The sequence below is a fragment of the Paenibacillus sp. J22P15 genome, from assembly GCF_056269345.1.
This window is the reverse complement of sequence record NZ_JBWDNT010000001.1, coordinates 703860-723067: the sequence shown is the minus strand read 5'-3', so window position 1 is coordinate 723067 and position 19208 is coordinate 703860. Positions and strand designations below refer to the sequence as shown.

Below are 19208 nucleotides of genomic sequence, written 5' to 3'. Positions count from 1 at the left end.
TAAGTTTTTTTTTGATCAAATTTGCGTTCAGAAAAAGTTCGTATTCCTCAGGGAATATGGGCTTTTTTTGCGTTTATAGCCTCACCTTGCAAAAATTAAATTTTTTCTCATAATGTTCAAACAGCATAAAAACTCGTCTTTTGATGGAAACAGCGACATATAATCTTCACAGACCGTCCACTTTTTCTTGGTATCTGTTTATTCTCGCCATCAAACCTATATCGTAACAGGTATACTTAATTAACTTAAGGGAGAGGTATAATAATGCGAAAAAAGTTGAATCGGCATTTATTTTTTTACCTGCTTATATTATCTTTAGTCATTACATTAGGCATGTACGTCCATCCTTTAAATAACGATTTAGAGACTCAATCGTTGGAGAAGGCACAAAGCGAGAATGATTCCATATTCAGCCCTATATCGATTACTGTTCCCGCCCAAGAACCAATTTCTCTATCCACCGCTATACCCACATCCCCTCAAATAGCTGCGCCAAGCACTGACTCCATATCTGCGTTAAATGCAGAAGAGGTCATCCCAATTGAATCGCCTCCAAGTATCCTTTCTGAATCAAATCCCGAAGTAATAGAGCCGCCGGCCATTGCCGAAGAGCAATCCATTACATATGAGGTTACTGCGTATTATCTTAATATACGAACAAAACCGAGTTCTAAATCGGATATCATAAAAGTTGTGAAACAAGGGACATCGTTAGAGGTTACTGGAGAAACAGATAATGGCTGGCTTGAGCTGCAAGGCCGGGGCTTTATCCATGGCGGTTATGCCAAAAAAGCAAAAAAAGAAGTATCTATCCTTTCTTACACCGAAGAGAGTCAACCCAAGCGTACAATCGGACGTAATGAAATGAGAGCAGTACGAGTAGAGCAATTGAAGATGTTAGACGAATCTGAGGAGGAAAAGTTAACCAAGCCGACATCAACCGTAGAGTCAGATTCTGGTTTAACTATAGAGCATATTGAAAAAATATTTGAAGGCACAGCGCTTTCTGGGCATGATTTGGAACAAGCTATCCTTGAGGTCGAGGATGAGTACGGAATTAATGCTTATTTTACAATCGCTGTTATGAAGCTTGAGAGCGGAAATGGCAAAAGCCGCTTGGCCAAAAGTAAAAATAACTTATTCGGCTTGAATGCCATTGATGGAGATAAGTATAACAAAGCGTTCAGCTTTAAGACGAAAGGAGACAGTGTTCGGAAATTTGGACAGCTCCTCTCCAAAAATTACGTCGGCAAGGGGCTCACCACCATAGAGAAAGTGGCGAGGAAGTATTGTCCCGCCAACTCCAAATGGTCAGGTTTAGTGAAAAACATTATGAAAAGCGATTATAGGAAGCTCTGACATGGCATTTTCCTACCAAATATGTTATTTTCAAATCCTAAGCATCTGACGACATAGAAGGGTAGGGGGCTGCAGCTGCATGAGTAATAACGTTCAAAAGATGCCATTCGGCTATGAGCCGCCAGCAGATGAGCTGAAAGGTACAATTGTTTATTATGATTCATTCGAGCATACGACAGAACGAGAGCTTGATTTAGCTGTAGATTGGATGAAGAAGCGTTCTTTTCGTAAGCTTGTTCTTTATCCATTGCATGAACAAAGCTTAAAACGTATGTCTAAAGAGGAAGTAAGCCCATTCTTTAAGCGTGAAGATCGGCTGCATGAGTGGAAACGAGACCGTGAAGTGGAAAATGTTGTTGTTGAACGATTTGAGATTAAACGTAAAAAGTATACTCCTATCGATTCTGCCTTAAGGCATTTGGCGGAAACCTACCCGAGGCCTCTTTTTATTCTAATGACAGGAGATATGGCGAATCTATTTGCATCCTTCTCGTCGTTTGAGGAATGGATCGTGAAAGTCAGGCTTTTACTGACGGAGGAGCCTGCTAGGCTTCATCCGCGTCTTACACAATATCAGCATCGCTGGGAAGCGATCATTCAAACCTAGTGCTAATTAAACACATACAAAAAGAGCTGTCCGAGAGTAAAACCTCATGGACAGCTCTTTTGCGTTTTTTCAAACAAAATTCAGCAGGCTAGCCCGTCGATGGACTATTAGGAACATGGCCTTTTTGATTGCTATTCTCTGCTCTAGCCGACGCCGAATTGTTTTCAGCTTCTTTGGAGCTGTCTTCAAACGCCTGATTCTTACTTGGAATCGACTTGTGTTTGTTGTTAGCCATCAAATAACCTCCACTAGCTTAATTGCCTTCAAGACCGAGGCTAGTTTAGGTTATCCATGTTCCTGCAAATTAACCTTCAATTACAAGCTAATTATTTTGCGCTAACGACGTGCTCTTCGCATGCTGTGGAGCAGTAGCCGTGCTTCGTTTCTTCACATTCTTTGCACACGATATGTTGTCGATGGCACAAGTCATCCGCACAGTTGATGTAAGTGTCAGCCGGCTGAGCACAATGGTGGCATTTGCCAACAACAACAGCTTCGTCGGTTTGGTTGATGACAACGGAGGTTCTTTCATCAAAAACATAACATTTGCCATCAAACAGTTTGCCTTGTACTTCTTCATCCTTGCCGTAGGTTACGATACCGCCCTCAAGCTGATACACATCGCTAAAGCCCTCACTTAACATCACGCCTGTGAGCTTCTCGCAGCGAATGCCGCCTGTGCAATAGGTAAGGATAGGCTTGTCTTTGAAATCAGCCATATTTTCTCGAAGCCATTTAGGGAATTCCTTAAACGTTTCAAGATCAGGTCTAATCGCGTTACGGAAATGACCTAGGTCATATTCGTAATCGCTTCTTCCGTCAAGCACGATGACATCCTCGCGTTGCAAATATTCGTGGAACTCTTTTGGCGAGAGACGAGCACCACTAAGGGTGTTCGGATCCAACGGCTTGTCATAACGCAAAGTGACAAGCTCTTTTTTGTAACGCACAAAAATTTTCTTGAATGCATGCTGATCGGCAGCATCGATTTTGAACACCATGTCTGAGAAGAGTGGATTCGCACGCATATGTGCTATATATTGTTCTGTTTGCTCAACTGTGCCTGAGAGTGTTCCGTTGATGCCTTCATCCGCAATTAAAATACGGCCTTTGACATTTAAACTCTTACAATATGCAAGATGCTCGGCAGCAAACTGCTCTGCATCGGGTACAGCTACAAATTTATAATACAATAAAACTTGATAATTATTCATATCACTCATCGTTGTCGTTCCTTTCCCGTAAACAAATAAAAGCATTCTATATTATAATTTACGGCGCAAATAATATCAACAAAAAACCTTTTTTGAACTTTTTCCAATAATAAATCACAACAATATTGAAAGTGCGGATTTGAGTAAAGAGCAAGCAGGAGGAATACAGCTCGGGGAATCAGGCAAAGAATAGAGTCGATTTCTAGATATCGACATCTTTGAATATCTGACATTCTATGACCTTATGCCGCGGCCTATAGTTTTTAGGTGAGATACCAGTCCATCGCTTGAATTGCCGGCTAAAATGGGAGAGTGAGGAGAAGCCAAGCTCAAAAGCAATGGATTCAATGCTTTGATCTGTTTGGGATAACTTTGCTTTCGAACGGTGAATCTTTTGCATGGTTACATATTTGCGCGGAGATATGCCGTAAACCTTGGAATAAAGCTGTGTACAGCGGTTACGGCTGATGCCGATTCTGCGGGCAATTTCTTGAATCGTCGTATCGGGTTCCTCCAATGAAGTGTACAACATTTCTTGGATTTGATTTGCAATTGTAAGTTCGTAAATATTGGCCGTTTTATCCTGCCCATCCATCGAATCTTTGTTTTGTTTAAGAAGGGACATGACGTCTTTTAAAATCAATAGGATGCATGCCTGTAGACTTAGCCGTACCATGAGTGAATGTGATTGGGTTGGTTCATTTAAGGTGTGCTGTAAAAGGATGGAGTCCAAGAATGTCAAGTGATTGGGAATTTCAGTCATAGCCGTATCTGCTTTGGTTACCAGAATATTGGACAAAGATTGCAGCTCCTGGCGGCAGTGCGGGTCATCAATGTCAAACATTAACGTAATAAAAGTGAAGTTGTTGTTCGTTTGATTCAGTGTCTTGTGCTTGAAGCCGGGAGGAATTAGCAACCAATCCCCTTGTCTGAACATGACCGGATTATCCTCCAACCACTCGGTTACCTCTCCATCAAAACAATAAAGAAGTTCGAAAGAGGGATGAAAATGATTGGGGAACGACCAACCTGGTCCCACTACGGAAGCGCTGAACCCCCTGATCTGCAGTGTGTTTGCCACATCCGGAAGTACAATCGATATCATTGCAGACACTCCTTATCATACAATTTTCTAGGATTATATCACCGAAGTAATTTAAGTGCAAATGGTCAAAAATCAGAGTGTTCTTACTATATTACCGCACATTATTATATGAGAAGATAATTCTTGTAGCGAATAATTTAAGGGGTGTTATTAATGGCAATGACAGTTGGCTGCTTTGCGCTTGTTGATCCTTTTACCGTATTGGAGCATCAGTTGGAACGGATTCGGGCATTAGGTTTCCGGTATGCAGACGTAACGGATAACCGTGACGGCGGACAGCTCGGTGTAGAATTTGGGTTTGCTGCGACCGCTAGTCTCGATGGGAATCCTCATGATCTTAAGCGAATGTTCGAGAAGGCAGGGCTTACGATTACAACGTTCTGTGCCCATGCCAACTTGCTCGATCCCAGCGCTCCTTGGCGGTACGGTACTTCACAAATCATCAAAGCCATCCGCTCCGCTGCAGCCATCGGAGTGGAATATGTAATTACCACGGAAGGTGAGCCTATGACTGAATTTGGTCACGGCCTTACCGAGGATCAGAAAGTGTTCTCCGTGATTGAGAAGCTGTACGAGCCGCTAAGGGTTGCAAAGGATCATGGAATAACGCTGCTTCTTGAACCGCACGGTGAATTAACGGATTCGGTCTCCGGGCTAGAGAAACTTCTGCACGGTTTGGGTAATCCTGACCATCTCGGCATTAACCTGGACACGGGCAACTGTTGGTTGGGCGGAGCCGACCCGGTTGAGTTTGTGAAGGTGTTCGGGAGAAAAATCAAGCATGTTCACTGGAAGGATCTACCGAAGGAAATGATCGAACAACGTGGTAAACGGTTTGGCTGCGGGATGAGTACAATTGCTCTTGGTACAGGCGCGATTGATATCAAAGGCGTATTTAATGAACTCGTTAAATGCGGATATGACGGTCATACCACATTGGAAATCGCAGGTGATCAAGCGGTTACCAGAAGCTACGAATACTTAAAAGCTCTTGGAGCTATATGAAGAAGACACCATGCTTAGGGAGGAAGATATAGTGCGAGCATTTATCCTTAGCGGCGGCTCGATGGTCACTGCGACAACTACAATACTCGAACGTTATCTGAAGGATAACGGCTTTGAGGTTTATGTAACGGAGGATGTCGAAGAATTCACAAGCCGGCCTTTCACCGAGTGCGATCTTCTTGTGCTGAACAGCTGTCTGTGGACCGGATCGGGACACACGATCAGTGAACATGCAAAAGAGCAATTTAACAACCATTTTGAGCACGGCAAAGGCGTTGTCGTGATGCATAGCTCCATCGGGAACTGGGATGATTGGCCATCTTACATAGACTATGTCGGTGCTGTATGGAAATGGGGGCATTCCAATCATTCGGCACCGGACTATAGATTTACCGTCACGAAGGTCGAAGGGCATCCGCTTCTCGAGCACGTTCCTGAATCATTCAAGGTTATGGATGAAATGTATTATGATCTGGAATTCAGCGAAGGTAATCATATAATCGCCGTGACAGATAAAGAGAATGGAGGACACCCGATGGTCTGGCACAGGAATAGCAGTAACTCACGCGTAGTGGCGATCATGATTGGACATGACGAAAGGGCAGTTGCTCATCCGCAATACATTCAGTTATTCAAAAATGCATGTAAGTGGACGATACAGGAGGGTAACCATTGAGCATATACAGATCAGTTATAATTGGATGCGGCAGACCAACAGCGGATGTAGATTCCAACATGCAGGGCTTCTCGATTGCGTATTCACATGGAAACGCTTACAGATTGAATGAACGGGTCAAAATCGTTGCGGTTGCTGATATATCAAATGAGAATGCACAGGTTTTTGCGAATGAGTTTCGAGTACCTGCAATCTATAACGACTATAAAGAAATGATTGACCGGGAACAACCCGATATAGTAAGCATTTGCACTTGGCCGACACTGCATAAAGAAATGGCTGTTTATGCTGCGGAAGCAGGCGTCAAAATCATCTGGTGCGAGAAGCCGATGGCGGTAGGCATCGATGAGGTCGATGAAATGGTTGAGCGTTGTGCGAAAGCTGGCGCCCGTCTGTTCGTCAATCACCAACGTCGATACGAGTGGCCGTACCAGGTTTCGAGACAGATGATTGATGACGGGGCGCTCGGGAAAGTGGACAGGCTGGAAGGATGGGTCGGGAGTGGATGGGATTTGATGTCTTGGGGCACCCATTGGGTTGACATGCACCGGTTTCTTATGCATGACGAAGCCGTCGAATGGGTCGTTTCAGGTGCGCCACAAAGTGGCAAGGTCCGATATGGCCATCCAGTTGAAGATCATATGCTGCTTCAATTCCAATTTAAGAATGGCGTGATCAGTACTATTCATCTTGGGAGTCATCTGGATTCCGCAGGTCTGCGCATCGTTGGAACGGACGGGACGGTTACGTTTGGTGACGGTGGCAGAGACTTTACCATTCAGCATGTCTCCCAGCCGGAAATCTTGCGGACCCGTTATGTCAGCAACGCCGTTCAGGTAAATGGAATGGATGCAGCGCTGCAAGACATCCTTACTTCCTATGAACATAAACAGTATGGCGAAATTGATGCTTCTAACGGGGCAAAGTCGACCGAGATTATCATGGCAGGGTACCAGTCCGGGTTGCTGCAGCAGAAATTGCACTTACCCTTAAAGGATCGTACTTTCAATTTGCTGAAACGATAAGAAGAGGGGGATGTAAATGAAGAAGATTTGGATACTCACTGTAATCCTGACTTTTATCGTGAGCGCCCTGGCCGCATGCGGCCAGAGCTCAGGCAGCAGCGAAACTGGGAAATCTAGGACGGGGAATGAAAGCGGCAAGTCAGTAAATTCGGCCAATAAAGAGGAATCGGCGTCGGCAGTTGAACTCAAGGGAGAAATCACCGTCTGGTCTTTCACAAACGACGTGGGTTATGCCATTAAGAAATTCAACGAGCATTATCCTGAAATTAAAGTGAAATACACGCAAATTCCATCGGAAGAATATATGAACAAGCTACGATCCGTCCTTCAGACAGGAGCCGGTGCACCGGATTTGTTCTTCCTTGAAGTGAGTATGCTGGGCCAGATGATCGACCATCCGGCCTTAGAAAATCTCTCGGCATCCCCTTATGATGCGGAATCTTATCTAAATGATCAGTTCAAATATGTTGCCGATATTTCCCGTGACACCGAAGGCCTTGTAAAAGGCATCTCATGGCAGGCAACACCCGGAGGTTTCTACTATCGCCGCGATTTGGCGAAACAGTACCTAGGAACGGATGACCCGGAGCAAGTGAAGACTTACATTGCGGATTGGGAGAAATTTTTCGCTTTGGGTGAGAAGATAGCTGCCGAATCTAACGGTAAGACGCATGCACTTGCTTCTTGGTCGGATATTTTGACTGTGCAGTTCGGAAATGCGACAGATCCGTGGGTTAAAGATCAGAAATTAATCATTGATTCTGCCAGGATGGAAGTATACGATCTGGCCAAACAGGCGCGTAATCGTAACGTGGATGCCATGCTGGATTCAGGGAGTCCAGGCTACTCATCATCTATGCAGCAAGGAAATGTCATGTTCTATGCTTTACCATCCTGGGGTTTGCATTATGTATTGAAGGCGAACGCGCCGGATACCAGCGGAAAATGGGGAATAACAGCAGGACCGGCACCTTTCTGGGGAGGTGGAACATGGATTTCCATGTATTCGAAGAGCAAAAAAAAGGATCTGGCTTGGGAGTTTCTTAAGTTCTACACGGTAGATAAACAATTCCTAGAAACTTACGGAACTGAGCAAGGCGATTTTGTCAGCAGCGTTCCCGTAGTAGAGGAGATTGCTTCCGTCCAGCAAGAACCGTTCTTGAACGGCCAGAGCATATACGGATTTCTAAAAGACACAGCGATCAAAATCCAAAGCATTCCATTATCAAAATACGATTCTCAAATCGGTGCGGCCTTCAGCAAAAGCGTGAAGCTGTATGTAGACGACAAAATGGATAAGGATCAAGCTATAAAGCAATTCAAGAAGGACGTTAAATCAGCGTATCCGGAAATCAGCACGGAGTAATCACGCAAACGTAATGTAGTTCCTGGCCACAAGGGCCAGGAATTACATCAATTCAGGGGGGAATCGTTGTGTTTGCAAAACGCATCAATAAAGAGCATTACGGAATCCTGTTTATTATACCCTTCTTCATCACCTTCCTGTTGTTTGGTTTATATCCAATTCTCTACTCGTTTTATCTAAGTTTTACGAATTGGGACGGCTTTAACGAGCCTCAACTCGTAGGCTCATCCAACTACATCCGTATTCTGACAGACGACGTGTTTTATCTGTCTATCTATAACACTTTCTATATCTGGATCATTGCCGTTTTACCGCAGCTTACGATTGGACTCATTTTGGCTTTTATCCTAAATGAGAAGTATATAAAGGGCAAACATTTTTTTCGTGCCGTATTCTTTTTTCCGAATATCGTCACCGCCGCATCGATAGGACTGCTGGTAAGCCTCATTTTCGATTGGCAGACAGGCAGCCTGAACCGTCTTTTGATAGATATGGGGTGGATAGCATCCCCGATTGATTGGAAAAACAACCCAGACTATGCGCGGTTGTTGAATGCAATCGTTCTTTTCTGGCAGTACTTCGGATATGCGATGGTCATTTTTATTGCCGGCCTCCAAGGCATACCACACGATATTAACGAAGCAGCTGAGGTAGACGGTGCGAGTCGCGCACAAACCTTTTTTAAAATCACAATTCCCATGTTAAAACCCATTATTATGTTCCAGGTTATTACATCCCTGATCGGGGGCATGCAAATTTTTGACGTTCCCTATACATTAACCGGCGGACAAGGAGCTCCTGAGAATTCTACGCTGACCATCGTCATGTATTTATATAATCAGGCATTTAAAAACAATAATTTCGGATACGGTGCGACTATCGCTTATTCGTTATTCATCATTATCATTGTATTTTCCGCTATCTTATTTAAATTATTGAATCGAGAAAAATCACACGGATAAGGGGATTGTGGCATGTCGCAAATGTTAATGATTAAAGGCAGAAGGCTTCATGAGCGACGCAAGTCTGTGATATTTAACGGCAGGGTAGTTGTCTATGCGATGCTCATATTATTGACGCTAATTTGCTTATTTCCTTTTTATCTGATGATTATTTATTCCACGCACAACAACGCCGATTTATCATCCAAGTTTCTCTATTTACCAGGGCGTTCACTAGCCGATAACTATACGCGTATGACAGAGCAAATCAACATTTTCAGAGGTTTTCTAAACAGTTTGTATCTATCTGTCACGACGGTGTTCCTATCAGGGTATGTGGGTGCTTTAACCGCGTACGGATTTGCGAAATATCATTTCAAATGGCATAAGCAGTTGTATTTGATTGTGCTTGCCACACTAATGGTGCCGGGTCAATTGGGACTTATCGGATACTTTAAATTGGTTCACTCGTTGAATATGCTTGATACTTACTGGCCACTGATTCTACCGGCAATGGCAAATGCTTATGCCGTATTTTTCATCCGGCAATTTATCGATAGCACGGTACCCAACGAGATTATCGAATCCGCCCGGATCGACGGTTGCGGTGAGTTTCGCATCTTTAACCGTATTGTGCTGCCTATAATTACACCAGCAATCGCTGCTTTATCGATATTTACCTTCATTGGATCATGGAATAACTTCCTTAATCCGCTGGTTTTATTGTTTTCACAGGAAAAATTTCCTCTTCCTGTTTTGGTGGCAATGATCAGAGGATACTATAATTCTGATTATGGAACAATGTATTTAGGGGTCGCGATCTCCGTGATTCCCATTATAACTGTATTTATTTTTGCCTCGAAACGTATTATAGGCGGCCTTACCTTGGGGGCTGTCAAGGGATAGCCCCCAAACTTTTTCGCTGGTAGCTGGATTATAAGGTGAATGGATTGTTTCCGAATGCGGCAGCCGGAGACAATCCTTTTTCTTGTGAACATTCGATTTATAAATTAAACCATAATCGCAGTAGCTCAGATTTTAAGGAATCGATATAAAAAAAAGACCACCACTTTCGTTCATCTTATTATAGTGGTAAAAATTTAACTAGCATGATCCCCAATAAATAACAAAGAGGAGAATACAAGATGACGTTTTTTAAACATTTAAATACACCCTTTGCTCTTAAGAATCTAAAACTAAAAAACAGAATTGTAATGGCACCTATGTGTCAATATTCTGTAGAAGCGATGGATGGCATACCAAATGACTGGCATTATGTTCATTATGTATCACGCGCAATAGGCGGAACTGGACTCATCATTATTGAAATGACAGACGTTGATCCAGATGGTCGCATTTCAAATCAAGATTTAGGATTATGGACAGATGAGCAAGTACCAGCTTTCAAACGTATCATTGATGAGGTTCATAAATACGATGCGAAAATAGGTATTCAGATTGCACATGCGGGACGCAAAGCGGAGGATGCGGAAGTACCGGTTGGCCCATCAGCAATTCCAGCTGGCCCTAGCTTCAAAACACCTAAGCCACTCTCAATCGAAGAAATTAAAGTAATTGTGAACCAATTCAAGGACGCTGCAAGAAGAGCCGTGGAAGCGGGTTGATACGATTGAAATCCACGGCGCTCATGGCTACTTGGTTCACCAATTTCATTCTCCTGGTATGAACATTCGTGAGGATGAGTATGGACGAGATTTGGCAAGGTTCGGCGTCGAAGTTGTGCAGGCTGTCAAAAGCGTAATACCAGCAGACATGCCGCTCATTATGCGTATTTCAGCCATTGAATACATGGATAACGGCTATGATTTGGACCACATTATAAAAATAAGCAAACGATATAAAGAAGCTGGGGTGGACGTGTTTCATGTTTCCAGCAGAGGCGAAGGTCCCGCCGGAGTTCGTCGTCCAGGAAATTATCCTGGCTATCAGGTACCTTTTGCTCGCGCCATTAAAGAAGCGTTACAGATTCCCGTTATCGCGGTCGGTTTGCTGGATGATCCAAAGCTGGCTGAAGCGACAATTGCCAATGAAGATGCTGAACTTGTCGGTGTAGGGCGCGGGATGCTCCGTGATCCATACTGGGCGCTGCATGCTATACAAGCTTTAAATGGCGAGGCGTTACCGCCAAAACAATATGGTAGAGCATACTAAGCATGAAATGGTAAACAATATGAAGAGCCTCTCAGATGCTGAGTGGCTCTTCTTACTTTTATTTAAGTAATTCAAGAAAACGTTTAGCTATGAGGGGTAAAGAGCTTCCACGCCTCGTTGCAAAACCTACAGAACGTGTCGGAATCGGTTCAATCGTCTTTAACTGATACAATTTCTGATCACTCAACTCCTGATCAATGAATGATTGCGTGACAAAGGCTGCTCCATAACCTCGAACAGCCATCTCAATCAGCATATCCATACTGGAGAGCTCCATATCAGCATCGGAAGTTACACCTTGTGTAGAAAACCACTGCTCGATAAAAACTCTTGTACTGCTTCCTTCGGAGAGCAACAAGAGCGGCAATTCTGCTAATGCTTGGGCGGTAAAGGGAATATCAGCTAAATGCTGATAGGCTTGTCCCACTACAAAACAATCTTGTATATCAGTAAGGTGCGAGACATCAAGATCATGATCCGTCAGCGGCAAGTGAACAAGGCCAATATCGATCTGACCTGACTTGAGACGAGCACGAATATCCGCAGTTTTTCCTTGAGATAGTCGAATACGAACGGAGGGATGCTCCGCATGAAACGTATCGAGCAGCGGCAGCAACAAATGTTTCATAACGGGAGCGCTTGCTCCAATTCTCAGTTCACCCGCAGTCAAATTTCTGAGCGCTTGTAATTGGGTTTCGCCTGCATGCAGGATCGCAAAAGATTTCTCCACATATTCAAGTACTTCTTTCCCTTCGGGAGTAAGCTTAACCCCCTTGGAGAGACGGTCAAACAGCTTCACTTCAAGCTGCGCTTCCAATTGCTTAATCGCATAGCTGACCGATGGCTGTGTAACGTGAAGCTCTTGTGCAGCTTTCGTTAAATTACCTAGTTTCGCAGTATGCAAAAAAATACGATACCACTCCGTATTCAATAACATGATATAATTCCTCTCTATAACAAGGTTCCGATATTTCAATTTCATTTATTTCATATTCAAAATTATAATAGACATATAACGAATGCGTCAAAGCATTCACTCGGGAGGATAACATCATGGCAGGAAGTACTTATGGAAACAGCTTTAAAATAACAACATTCGGTGAATCTCATGGAGAAGCGGTCGGTGTTATTGTTGATGGGGTAACGCCTGGCGTCGAACTGGATGAACAATATATTCAAAAACAAATGGATCGTCGGAAGCCTGGACAATCCTCTGTAACTACACCACGGAAAGAATATGATGTTATTCGTATACTATCAGGCATGTTTGAAGGAAAGACAACGGGAACTCCTTTGTTTATCATGCTCCACAATACAGATATGAAGCCGGATGCATATTCGGATATTCAATATTCTTTTCGCCCTGGGCATGCAGATTTCACTTATTTGAAAAAATATGGTTTACGTGATCATCGCGGAAGCGGGAGAGCTTCGGGTAGAGAAACAGCTGGGCGAGTAGCAGGCGGAGCAGTTGCACGTAAGCTTCTTGAAAATCGCGGGATAAGTGTTGTAGCCTATTCTAAGGAAATTGGCGGCATCAAATGTGAGACTTATGTCGAGGAAGAGATCGAAAAAAATGCGGTTAGAGCATGTGATCCAGAAGCTGCGCTTCGCATGATTGAGAAGATCGAGCACCTAGCAGCCATTGGTGACAGCTGCGGCGGCATCGTGGAATGCAGAATAAGAGGTGTTCTGCCCGGAATCGGCGAGCCTGTATTTGATAAACTTGATGCAGAGCTTGCGAAAGCGATGCTATCGATTGGGGCAGTTAAAGGTATCGAATTCGGCGCAGGCTTTGCTGCTGCTGAGATGCTTGGCAGTGAGCATAATGACGAGATGAGCAAGGAAGGGTTCTTAAGCAACAACGCAGGAGGCATCGTTGGCGGCATAAGTACTGGCGCCGAAATCGTATTTCGAATAGCGGTTAAGCCTACCTCATCGATTTCTTTGCCGCAAAATACGATTGATATCCATGGTCAAGAAAAGATGATCGAGACGATCGGAAGACATGATCCATGTATCTGTCCGCGTATTATTCCTGTCGTTGAAGCAATGGCTTGTATTGTGGTTGAAGATCTGATCAAGCGTCAAGCTGCTATGCACGCATAAGAATCGGTCAGCATCATATTTACTGTATAACAGATTATAATCATGCTTCACGCTCTCGCTAATTGTTATGTTATTCTTATTAAATAACAATTTTTGAGAGGAGCTTGATTATGAAACCAATAGTATTCATTGACCGCCCAATCCCAATTGAAGTTGAAGCCTACATTGCTGAGCACTGTAATATTGATAAATGGGAAGGCCAAACTCCGATTCCGCGTCAGCTTCTCTTAGAGAAACTTTCAAATTCGAATGGTTTTTTAACAGCTGGCGCAAAAATTAACGAGGAATTAATCGAACAGTCGCCCCATTTAAAAGTTGTAAGCAGCATTAGTGTGGGATATGACCACTTCGATGTCGCTGCTATGAAGGCACGAGGAATCATCGGAACTCATACGCCGCATGTATTGAACGATACGGTTGCGGATCTTGTATTTGCTCTTATGCTGGGAACAGCAAGACGAGTGGCTGTGCTGGATCGATATGTGAAGGATGGCAATTGGAAAACCGGTGATGGGGCTAAGCTGTTCGGTAAAGACGTTCATCATGCAACGCTCGGAATTATTGGAATGGGGCGGATTGGTGAAACCGTTGCTCGACGAGCTCGTTTTGGCTTTGATATGGATGTGCTCTACTATAATCGCAGCCGCAAACCGGATGTTGAAGAGCAGCTTGGTGTCCGCTATACCGCTTTTCAGGAACTGCTTGCTGCTTCTGACTTTGTCGTATTATTAGCGCCGCTTACGCCCGAAACGATCAAGCTAATCGGTGCAAAAGAATTCAGACTAATGAAATCATCAGCGATTTTCATCAATATGTCGCGAGGCCAAACGATCGATGAGCAGGCTTTGATTGAGGCTCTTCAGTCAGGTACGATTTCAGCTGCGGGCCTCGACGTATATGAAAGAGAGCCAATTGACGTTAATCATCCTTTTTTAAAGATGGCGAATGTGTTGACCTTGCCGCATATTGGTTCTGCTACATATGCAACCAGATTTGATATGGCTATGCTTGCAGCACAGAACTTAGTCAGCGCATTAACTGGACAAACCCCGCCCAACATCGTGGCTGAGCTGCAGTAACACCTTGTTGATCCACTTCTGATTGTGGAAGTTGTTTAATAAGGAGAGGAAGCGAGCGTAAATATGATGAAACAGCAGCTATTGTTAATTGGAGCAACTGGCAAGACCGGTCAATACATCAAGCGTGATTTGGAAAATCAGAGCATTTCGTTTAAGCGCTTCGTACGTTCACCTGAGCAGATGGAGCAAGGCAGCTTTCTCGGAGATGTACGCAATCAACAGGATGTGTTTGAGGCCATGTCAGGCGTCGACGGTGTTATTTGTGCCTTAAATACAGAAGGAAATGGGACGCTTATCGGCGGCATGACACATATCATTGCTGCAATGAAGCATTTTAAAGTAAAAAGAATCGTAACCATCGGGACAGCTGGTATTTTGCAAAGTGAGCTTCAGCCAGAGCTTCTTAGATATCAATCCATCGAAAATAAACGCGTTCATCACGATGCTGCTAAAGAGCATGAACAAGTTTATTTGGAACTTTCAAAAACCGATTTGGCATGGACAATTGTATGTCCGACAAGGCTTGTTCAAGAGGATGAGCGAAGAGCTTATCGCATTCTAAAGGATGTGCTTCCTTCTGGAGGTACTTCCATCTCATTCGCGGATACAGCAGAATTTGCTGTTATGGAATACTTAAGGTGCGCTTATATTCAAGAACGAGTGGGTATTAGCTATTAATCGAATAGGATAAATGAAAAAACCTGAAATCCTTTGTAACATAGGAGTTCAGGTTTTTTTGACAATACAATTTCACATTTAGGTTATTTTCAACACTTCTACACGATTTGAGAAAAAGGTCGCTCCGCCGCCCATATCTGCGAGTCGCTGAGGTGTAAGGATATTAACCGCTTGGTGTCCTTTGCGTTCATCATCCCACCAGAGGCCTTGCGTTACGAGAACGCCTGGTAATACATCAGTACCGACACGCAGAATGATCTCGACCTCGCCCCGATCATTGCGTATTTTCACGCGTTCTCCATCAACGAGGTCAAGATTATGAGCATCATCTGCATGCATATGAAGGAACGGTTCCTTCTCAAGCTTTTGCAGCCGTTCTTGGTTCGCGAAGGTAGAGTTGATGAAGCTGTGGTTCGGTCCTGTCATGAGCCAAAATGGATACGTCTCCGGCTCTCGCAATGGCGTATGAGCAGGGAGAGGGGACATACCCGCTTGCTGCATACTTTGCGAGAATAGCTCGATTTTTCCAGATGGAGTTGGGATGTTCGATGTATAGGATGGAAGCTCATTTCCTCCAGCCTTCATCCACGACTGTGCTTTCAGCTCATCAAATGTAATCCCCGTGAGCAATGGGTTATGTTCACTGTCTATCGCCTCGCGTATCATTTGCTCTTCGGAAATATCAAATATATCACGTTCAAACCCAAGTATAAGTGCTAATTCTTTAAAAAGAGTAAAGTTGGATTTGCATTCACCCATCGGTGCCATAATCGGCTCATGAAGCTGCAAATAAAGATGCCAATAAGACGTGTACAAATCTAAATTCTCAAAATGTGATGTAGCTGGCAGCACGATATCGGAATATTTGCAGGTGTCTGTTAAAAACAAGTCATGCGTAACCGTAAATAAATCTTCTCGTGAGAGCCCTTGCCGAACCCGATTCTGATCAGGTGCTACGACCGCCGGATTGCTATTATAGACGAACAGCATCCGCACAGGAGGAGTCAAATCGAGCAGCGCATCTCCTATCTGATTCATGCTGATCGTGCGAACATCGGGATTAGGCATTAAATCCGGACGCTCAACCTTCTTAGAATTTAGCCGTGAATACCAGCTGTTTCCCTTAATAGCGCCGCCGCCGCGAACGTTCCACTGTCCGGTTAGGGCAGGCAAGCAGGAAATGGTTCTGACAATCATGCCTCCATTATCGTGATGCTGAAGTCCGTTGCCAATTCGGATGAGTGCAGGAGAGGCAGAACCATACAATCTTGCAAGCTCTTCAATCTCAGCAGCAGGGACACCTGTAATTTCTTCAACTCGTTCAGGAGTATATTCGGCTGCTTGTTCAGATAGCTCTTTATATCCTACCGTGTGTTGAACAAGAAATGTTTGATCCGTTAATCCGTCACGTATGATGACGTGCATCATGCCGAGAGCCAGTGCTGCATCCGTGCCCGGCCGCAGGTGGATGAATCGGTCCGCCCATGCTGAGGTACGATTGCGATGAACATCTATATGAATAATCGTTGCACCGTTTTTTCTAGCTTCCGTTGCCAGCATCGTCTGATGCATATTCGTAGATACTAAATTACAGCCCCAAATAAGAAATAACTTTGTATGAACCGTATCCTCCGGATCAATGCCTTTGGACGCACCCATCGTGTAGGTATATCCTGCTGAACCAGCTGCGTTGCATATCGTGCGATCCAGTTGACTAGCTCCAAGTCGGTGAAAGAAACGTCGATCCATTCCTTCAGCATTAAGAACGCCCATGTTCCCATAAAAACTGTAGGGCAAAATGGCACTCGCACCGTATTCAGCTACAATTTTGCTCATGCGTGCTGCAATTTCTTCATATGCATCCTCCCAAGTAATCCGTTCAAATGAAAGTGTACCTTTTGCTCCTGTACGCCGCATTGGATAGAGGATCCGTTCTGGATGATATACGCGGTCATTCAATTGTCTAACCTTATTGCAAATCGCTCCGCGTGTTACAGGATGCTCCGAGTCACCTGTAATTTTTGTTATTTTTCCTTCCTCGATCGTGACGCTTAGCCCACAAGTATCGGGGCAATCAAAAGGACAAACAGATTTCACTGTCCCGTTATGAATAGCAGTGCTCATGGTTCATTCACTCCATCCGGCAGCCTAATTTTTGTCGTCCAATCATATCATAATCGCAGGCTATAGAGGTTTTTTTTTGCAAAATGATCGCGATTAGACTTGTTGCTCAACCTACATTACAGTTATTTATCTATTGACAGTACTGTACTTGTCATGTAACATTCAATGTGTTTGAGCAGTGCCCTACAACTTAATAATTCGTATAACCTCACGAACAGCAAGCTTGAATAGGGTGGGGGTTTCTACGGGAAGCCTTAACTTCCTAACTACGAATATGTGATCAATTGATATTGATCTTATATTCGCAGTTAGGATTTTTTTTATGCGAACTTACAGAGATTATTGAACGTCAGAAGGGGGAATCATACAAATGAAATATTTATTATCCGTATTTCTAGGTGCCGCAAGCTATGGCATTTTGTCTACAATTGTAGTTATTGCGTATGGCAGAGGTTACGAGCTGGGTGAAGTTGTCGGGAGTCAATTGTTAACTGGATTTTTACTCGCATGGGCACTAGCATTATTTATGAAATGGCGTGAGATGCGCGGCAAAGCAGTGAACGAGGGGAGCAAGTCGAATACGTTAACAAGCATGAAAGGGATCACTTGGAAGCAGCGTCTTCTGCTTATGGCAGCAGGAGCACCCACAGCGATTACTGGTTTGCTATATTATCAATCTCTACGGTACATTCCAGCATCCCTTGCGATTATATTGCTGTTTCAATTCACGTGGATTGGTGTTTTAATTCAAGCCGTCAGTCAGCGCAAGCGGCCAAATGCCATTATGATATTAACGATTATTGTATTATTCGGCGGAACTATGCTTGCTGCCGGCATCATTGAGCAGGGTACAGGGAAATTCAATATGATGGGCGTAGTGCTGGGACTTCTTTCAGCTGTAAGCTATTCTCTATTTATTTTGTTTAGCGGAAAAGCGGTCCCGTCCGTACATCCAGCCTATCGCAGCGTATGGATGATCACAGGAGGCATGCTGCTCGTATTCATATTATTCCCGCCAGCATTTTTATTTAATGGACTTATATGGGGCGATTTAATGCTCTTCGGATTTTTACTTGGTTTGTTTGGCGCATTTATTCCACCCGTATTGTTTGCGATTGGCGTTCCACATGTTGGTGAAGGAATGGCCGGCATTCTCGGCGCATCCGAGCTGCCTGTCGCGGTAATGCTCTCCTCCATAGTTCTGCATGAGCATGTCAGTATATTGCAATGGGCTGGTGTCATCGTTGTATTACTCGGGATTGCACTTCCAGAACTAATCAAGCGAAGAAGATTAAGCGTCCAATAGCGGATTCTTCTCAACCTACAACACACAATATAAACGAAAAATGGGGTTTAGGGCTGTCTCAAAAGTAGGTCTGCTCACTTGACGAGACAGCTCGCTCGATGAAGAAATTGGTGAAAAAAGAAATGGCGGTGTTGGGGTGGTTATCCCTGCACCGCCATTTCTGTATTTTGGTCGATTGCCGCCTTCTTGAGCAAATTGTGGGCAAGCGAAATAGGCAGCATGATAGATCTAGTTTCTAGATCTATTTGTGTTGAATTGGTCGTTTTTAGAGATATAAGTCTAGTTTCTAGACTTATTACTGATAATCCGGCGCTACAGAGGCACAATGGCGAAATAGGCAGCATGATAAATCTACATTTGTTCTGAATAGAAAGGAGCTATCCCATCGCCATCTTTGATGACTTTTGGGACAGCCCCAATTTTCATTTAGTACTTATTTGAA

Annotated in this window: 17 protein-coding genes, 1 pseudogene and 1 riboswitch; of the genes and pseudogenes, 13 read left to right on the top strand and 5 right to left on the bottom strand. The window is 44.0% G+C overall.

Annotated features, from left to right (window positions below; all coding sequences use genetic code 11):
- Positions 1-264: 264 nt before the first annotated feature.
- Entirely contained in the window at positions 265-1359 is a 1095-nt protein-coding gene (locus AC0YN6_RS03375; RefSeq protein ID WP_475745116.1) for an SH3 domain-containing protein, read from the top strand.
- Positions 1360-1438: 79 nt separating this feature from the next.
- The gene (locus tag AC0YN6_RS03370; RefSeq protein WP_475745115.1) at positions 1439-1966 is read left to right on the top strand and encodes a hypothetical protein; all 528 of its coding nucleotides are present in this window, start codon (positions 1439-1441) and stop codon (positions 1964-1966) included.
- An 88-nt stretch (positions 1967-2054) separates the two neighbouring features.
- Here AC0YN6_RS03370 and AC0YN6_RS03365 read toward each other — a convergent pair whose 3' ends face one another.
- The 3 genes from AC0YN6_RS03365 to AC0YN6_RS03355 form a co-directional block, all read right to left on the bottom strand.
- Complete coding sequence (locus AC0YN6_RS03365; RefSeq protein WP_475745113.1) at positions 2055-2201, bottom strand: hypothetical protein; 147 nt, start codon at positions 2199-2201, stop codon at positions 2055-2057.
- 91 nt (positions 2202-2292) lie between these two features.
- Complete coding sequence (gene trhO, locus AC0YN6_RS03360) at positions 2293-3189, bottom strand: oxygen-dependent tRNA uridine(34) hydroxylase TrhO (protein WP_475745112.1); 897 nt, start codon at positions 3187-3189, stop codon at positions 2293-2295.
- Positions 3190-3382: 193 nt separating this feature from the next.
- Positions 3383-4285: a helix-turn-helix domain-containing protein gene (locus AC0YN6_RS03355; protein WP_475745110.1), complete on the bottom strand. Its 903-nt coding sequence runs from the start codon at positions 4283-4285 to the stop codon at positions 3383-3385.
- 153 nt (positions 4286-4438) lie between these two features.
- Between AC0YN6_RS03355 and AC0YN6_RS03350 the strand changes: the two genes are divergently transcribed.
- The 7 genes and pseudogenes from AC0YN6_RS03350 (at position 4439) to AC0YN6_RS03320 (ending at position 11470) form a co-directional block, all read left to right on the top strand.
- Entirely contained in the window at positions 4439-5290 is an 852-nt protein-coding gene (locus AC0YN6_RS03350; RefSeq protein WP_475745108.1) for a sugar phosphate isomerase/epimerase family protein, read from the top strand.
- A gap of 31 nt (positions 5291-5321) precedes the next feature.
- Positions 5322-5966, top strand: a complete 645-nt coding sequence (locus AC0YN6_RS03345) for a ThuA domain-containing protein (protein WP_475745106.1) — start codon at positions 5322-5324, stop codon at positions 5964-5966.
- A complete protein-coding gene (locus tag AC0YN6_RS03340) occupies positions 5963-6991 on the top strand; it encodes a Gfo/Idh/MocA family protein (protein WP_475745105.1) in 1029 nt (342 codons plus the stop codon). The genes AC0YN6_RS03345 and AC0YN6_RS03340 overlap by 4 nt, the downstream gene beginning before the upstream one ends.
- A gap of 16 nt (positions 6992-7007) precedes the next feature.
- Positions 7008-8357 (top strand): ABC transporter substrate-binding protein, encoded by a 1350-nt coding sequence (locus AC0YN6_RS03335; protein ID WP_475745103.1) that lies wholly within the window; start codon positions 7008-7010, stop codon positions 8355-8357.
- Positions 8358-8425: 68 nt separating this feature from the next.
- Entirely contained in the window at positions 8426-9319 is an 894-nt protein-coding gene (locus tag AC0YN6_RS03330; protein WP_475745101.1) for a carbohydrate ABC transporter permease, read from the top strand.
- A gap of 12 nt (positions 9320-9331) precedes the next feature.
- Positions 9332-10204 (top strand): carbohydrate ABC transporter permease, encoded by an 873-nt coding sequence (locus AC0YN6_RS03325; RefSeq protein ID WP_475745100.1) that lies wholly within the window; start codon positions 9332-9334, stop codon positions 10202-10204.
- A gap of 239 nt (positions 10205-10443) precedes the next feature.
- Positions 10444-11470 (top strand): annotated as a pseudogene (locus AC0YN6_RS03320) (NADH:flavin oxidoreductase/NADH oxidase).
- Between the two features lie 58 nt (positions 11471-11528).
- Here AC0YN6_RS03320 and AC0YN6_RS03315 read toward each other — a convergent pair.
- A complete protein-coding gene (locus AC0YN6_RS03315; protein WP_475745098.1) occupies positions 11529-12407 on the bottom strand; it encodes a LysR family transcriptional regulator in 879 nt (292 codons plus the stop codon).
- A 116-nt stretch (positions 12408-12523) separates the two neighbouring features.
- On the opposite strand from AC0YN6_RS03315, the gene aroC reads away from it, so the two are divergent.
- The 3 genes from aroC to AC0YN6_RS03300 all read left to right on the top strand — a co-directional run bounded on the left by aroC (position 12524) and on the right by AC0YN6_RS03300 (position 15336).
- Positions 12524-13579, top strand: a complete 1056-nt coding sequence (gene aroC / locus AC0YN6_RS03310) for a chorismate synthase (RefSeq protein ID WP_475745096.1) — start codon at positions 12524-12526, stop codon at positions 13577-13579.
- A gap of 110 nt (positions 13580-13689) precedes the next feature.
- A complete protein-coding gene (locus AC0YN6_RS03305; RefSeq protein ID WP_475745095.1) occupies positions 13690-14658 on the top strand; it encodes a 2-hydroxyacid dehydrogenase in 969 nt (322 codons plus the stop codon).
- Positions 14659-14721: 63 nt separating this feature from the next.
- Positions 14722-15336 carry an NAD(P)-dependent oxidoreductase gene (locus AC0YN6_RS03300; protein WP_475745093.1) on the top strand — a complete coding sequence of 205 codons (615 nt, stop codon included), beginning with the start codon at positions 14722-14724 and terminating at the stop codon, positions 15334-15336.
- 78 nt (positions 15337-15414) lie between these two features.
- On the opposite strand, the gene AC0YN6_RS03295 is transcribed toward AC0YN6_RS03300, so the two are convergent.
- A complete protein-coding gene (locus AC0YN6_RS03295) occupies positions 15415-17460 on the bottom strand; it encodes a molybdopterin-containing oxidoreductase family protein (protein ID WP_475745091.1) in 2046 nt (681 codons plus the stop codon).
- Positions 17461-17638: 178 nt separating this feature from the next.
- Positions 17639-17749, top strand: a riboswitch (purine riboswitch).
- A gap of 81 nt (positions 17750-17830) precedes the next feature.
- Between AC0YN6_RS03295 and AC0YN6_RS03290 the strand changes: the two genes are divergently transcribed.
- Positions 17831-18766, top strand: coding sequence for an EamA family transporter (locus AC0YN6_RS03290; RefSeq protein ID WP_475745089.1), 936 nt, complete (start codon positions 17831-17833; stop codon positions 18764-18766).
- Positions 18767-19208 lie beyond the last annotated feature (442 nt).

What these genes read in the sequence shown, in the direction of transcription:
- AC0YN6_RS03355 (WP_475745110.1), bottom strand. Translation starts at nt 4,285, where the DNA reads ATGATATCGATTGTACTTCCGGATGTGGCAAACACACTGCAGATCAGG.
- AC0YN6_RS03325 (WP_475745100.1), top strand. Translation starts at nt 9,332, where the DNA reads ATGTCGCAAATGTTAATGATTAAAGGCAGAAGGCTTCATGAGCGACGC.
- AC0YN6_RS03365 (WP_475745113.1), bottom strand. Translation starts at nt 2,201, where the DNA reads ATGGCTAACAACAAACACAAGTCGATTCCAAGTAAGAATCAGGCGTTT.
- AC0YN6_RS03370 (WP_475745115.1), top strand. Translation starts at nt 1,439, where the DNA reads ATGAGTAATAACGTTCAAAAGATGCCATTCGGCTATGAGCCGCCAGCA.
- AC0YN6_RS03335 (WP_475745103.1), top strand. Translation starts at nt 7,008, where the DNA reads ATGAAGAAGATTTGGATACTCACTGTAATCCTGACTTTTATCGTGAGC.
- AC0YN6_RS03295 (WP_475745091.1), bottom strand. Translation starts at nt 17,460, where the DNA reads ATGAGCACTGCTATTCATAACGGGACAGTGAAATCTGTTTGTCCTTTT.
- AC0YN6_RS03350 (WP_475745108.1), top strand. Translation starts at nt 4,439, where the DNA reads ATGGCAATGACAGTTGGCTGCTTTGCGCTTGTTGATCCTTTTACCGTA.
- aroC (WP_475745096.1), top strand. Translation starts at nt 12,524, where the DNA reads ATGGCAGGAAGTACTTATGGAAACAGCTTTAAAATAACAACATTCGGT.
- AC0YN6_RS03300 (WP_475745093.1), top strand. Translation starts at nt 14,722, where the DNA reads ATGATGAAACAGCAGCTATTGTTAATTGGAGCAACTGGCAAGACCGGT.
- trhO (WP_475745112.1), bottom strand. Translation starts at nt 3,189, where the DNA reads ATGAGTGATATGAATAATTATCAAGTTTTATTGTATTATAAATTTGTA.
- AC0YN6_RS03315 (WP_475745098.1), bottom strand. Translation starts at nt 12,407, where the DNA reads ATGTTATTGAATACGGAGTGGTATCGTATTTTTTTGCATACTGCGAAA.
- AC0YN6_RS03375 (WP_475745116.1), top strand. Translation starts at nt 265, where the DNA reads ATGCGAAAAAAGTTGAATCGGCATTTATTTTTTTACCTGCTTATATTA.
- AC0YN6_RS03305 (WP_475745095.1), top strand. Translation starts at nt 13,690, where the DNA reads ATGAAACCAATAGTATTCATTGACCGCCCAATCCCAATTGAAGTTGAA.
- AC0YN6_RS03290 (WP_475745089.1), top strand. Translation starts at nt 17,831, where the DNA reads ATGAAATATTTATTATCCGTATTTCTAGGTGCCGCAAGCTATGGCATT.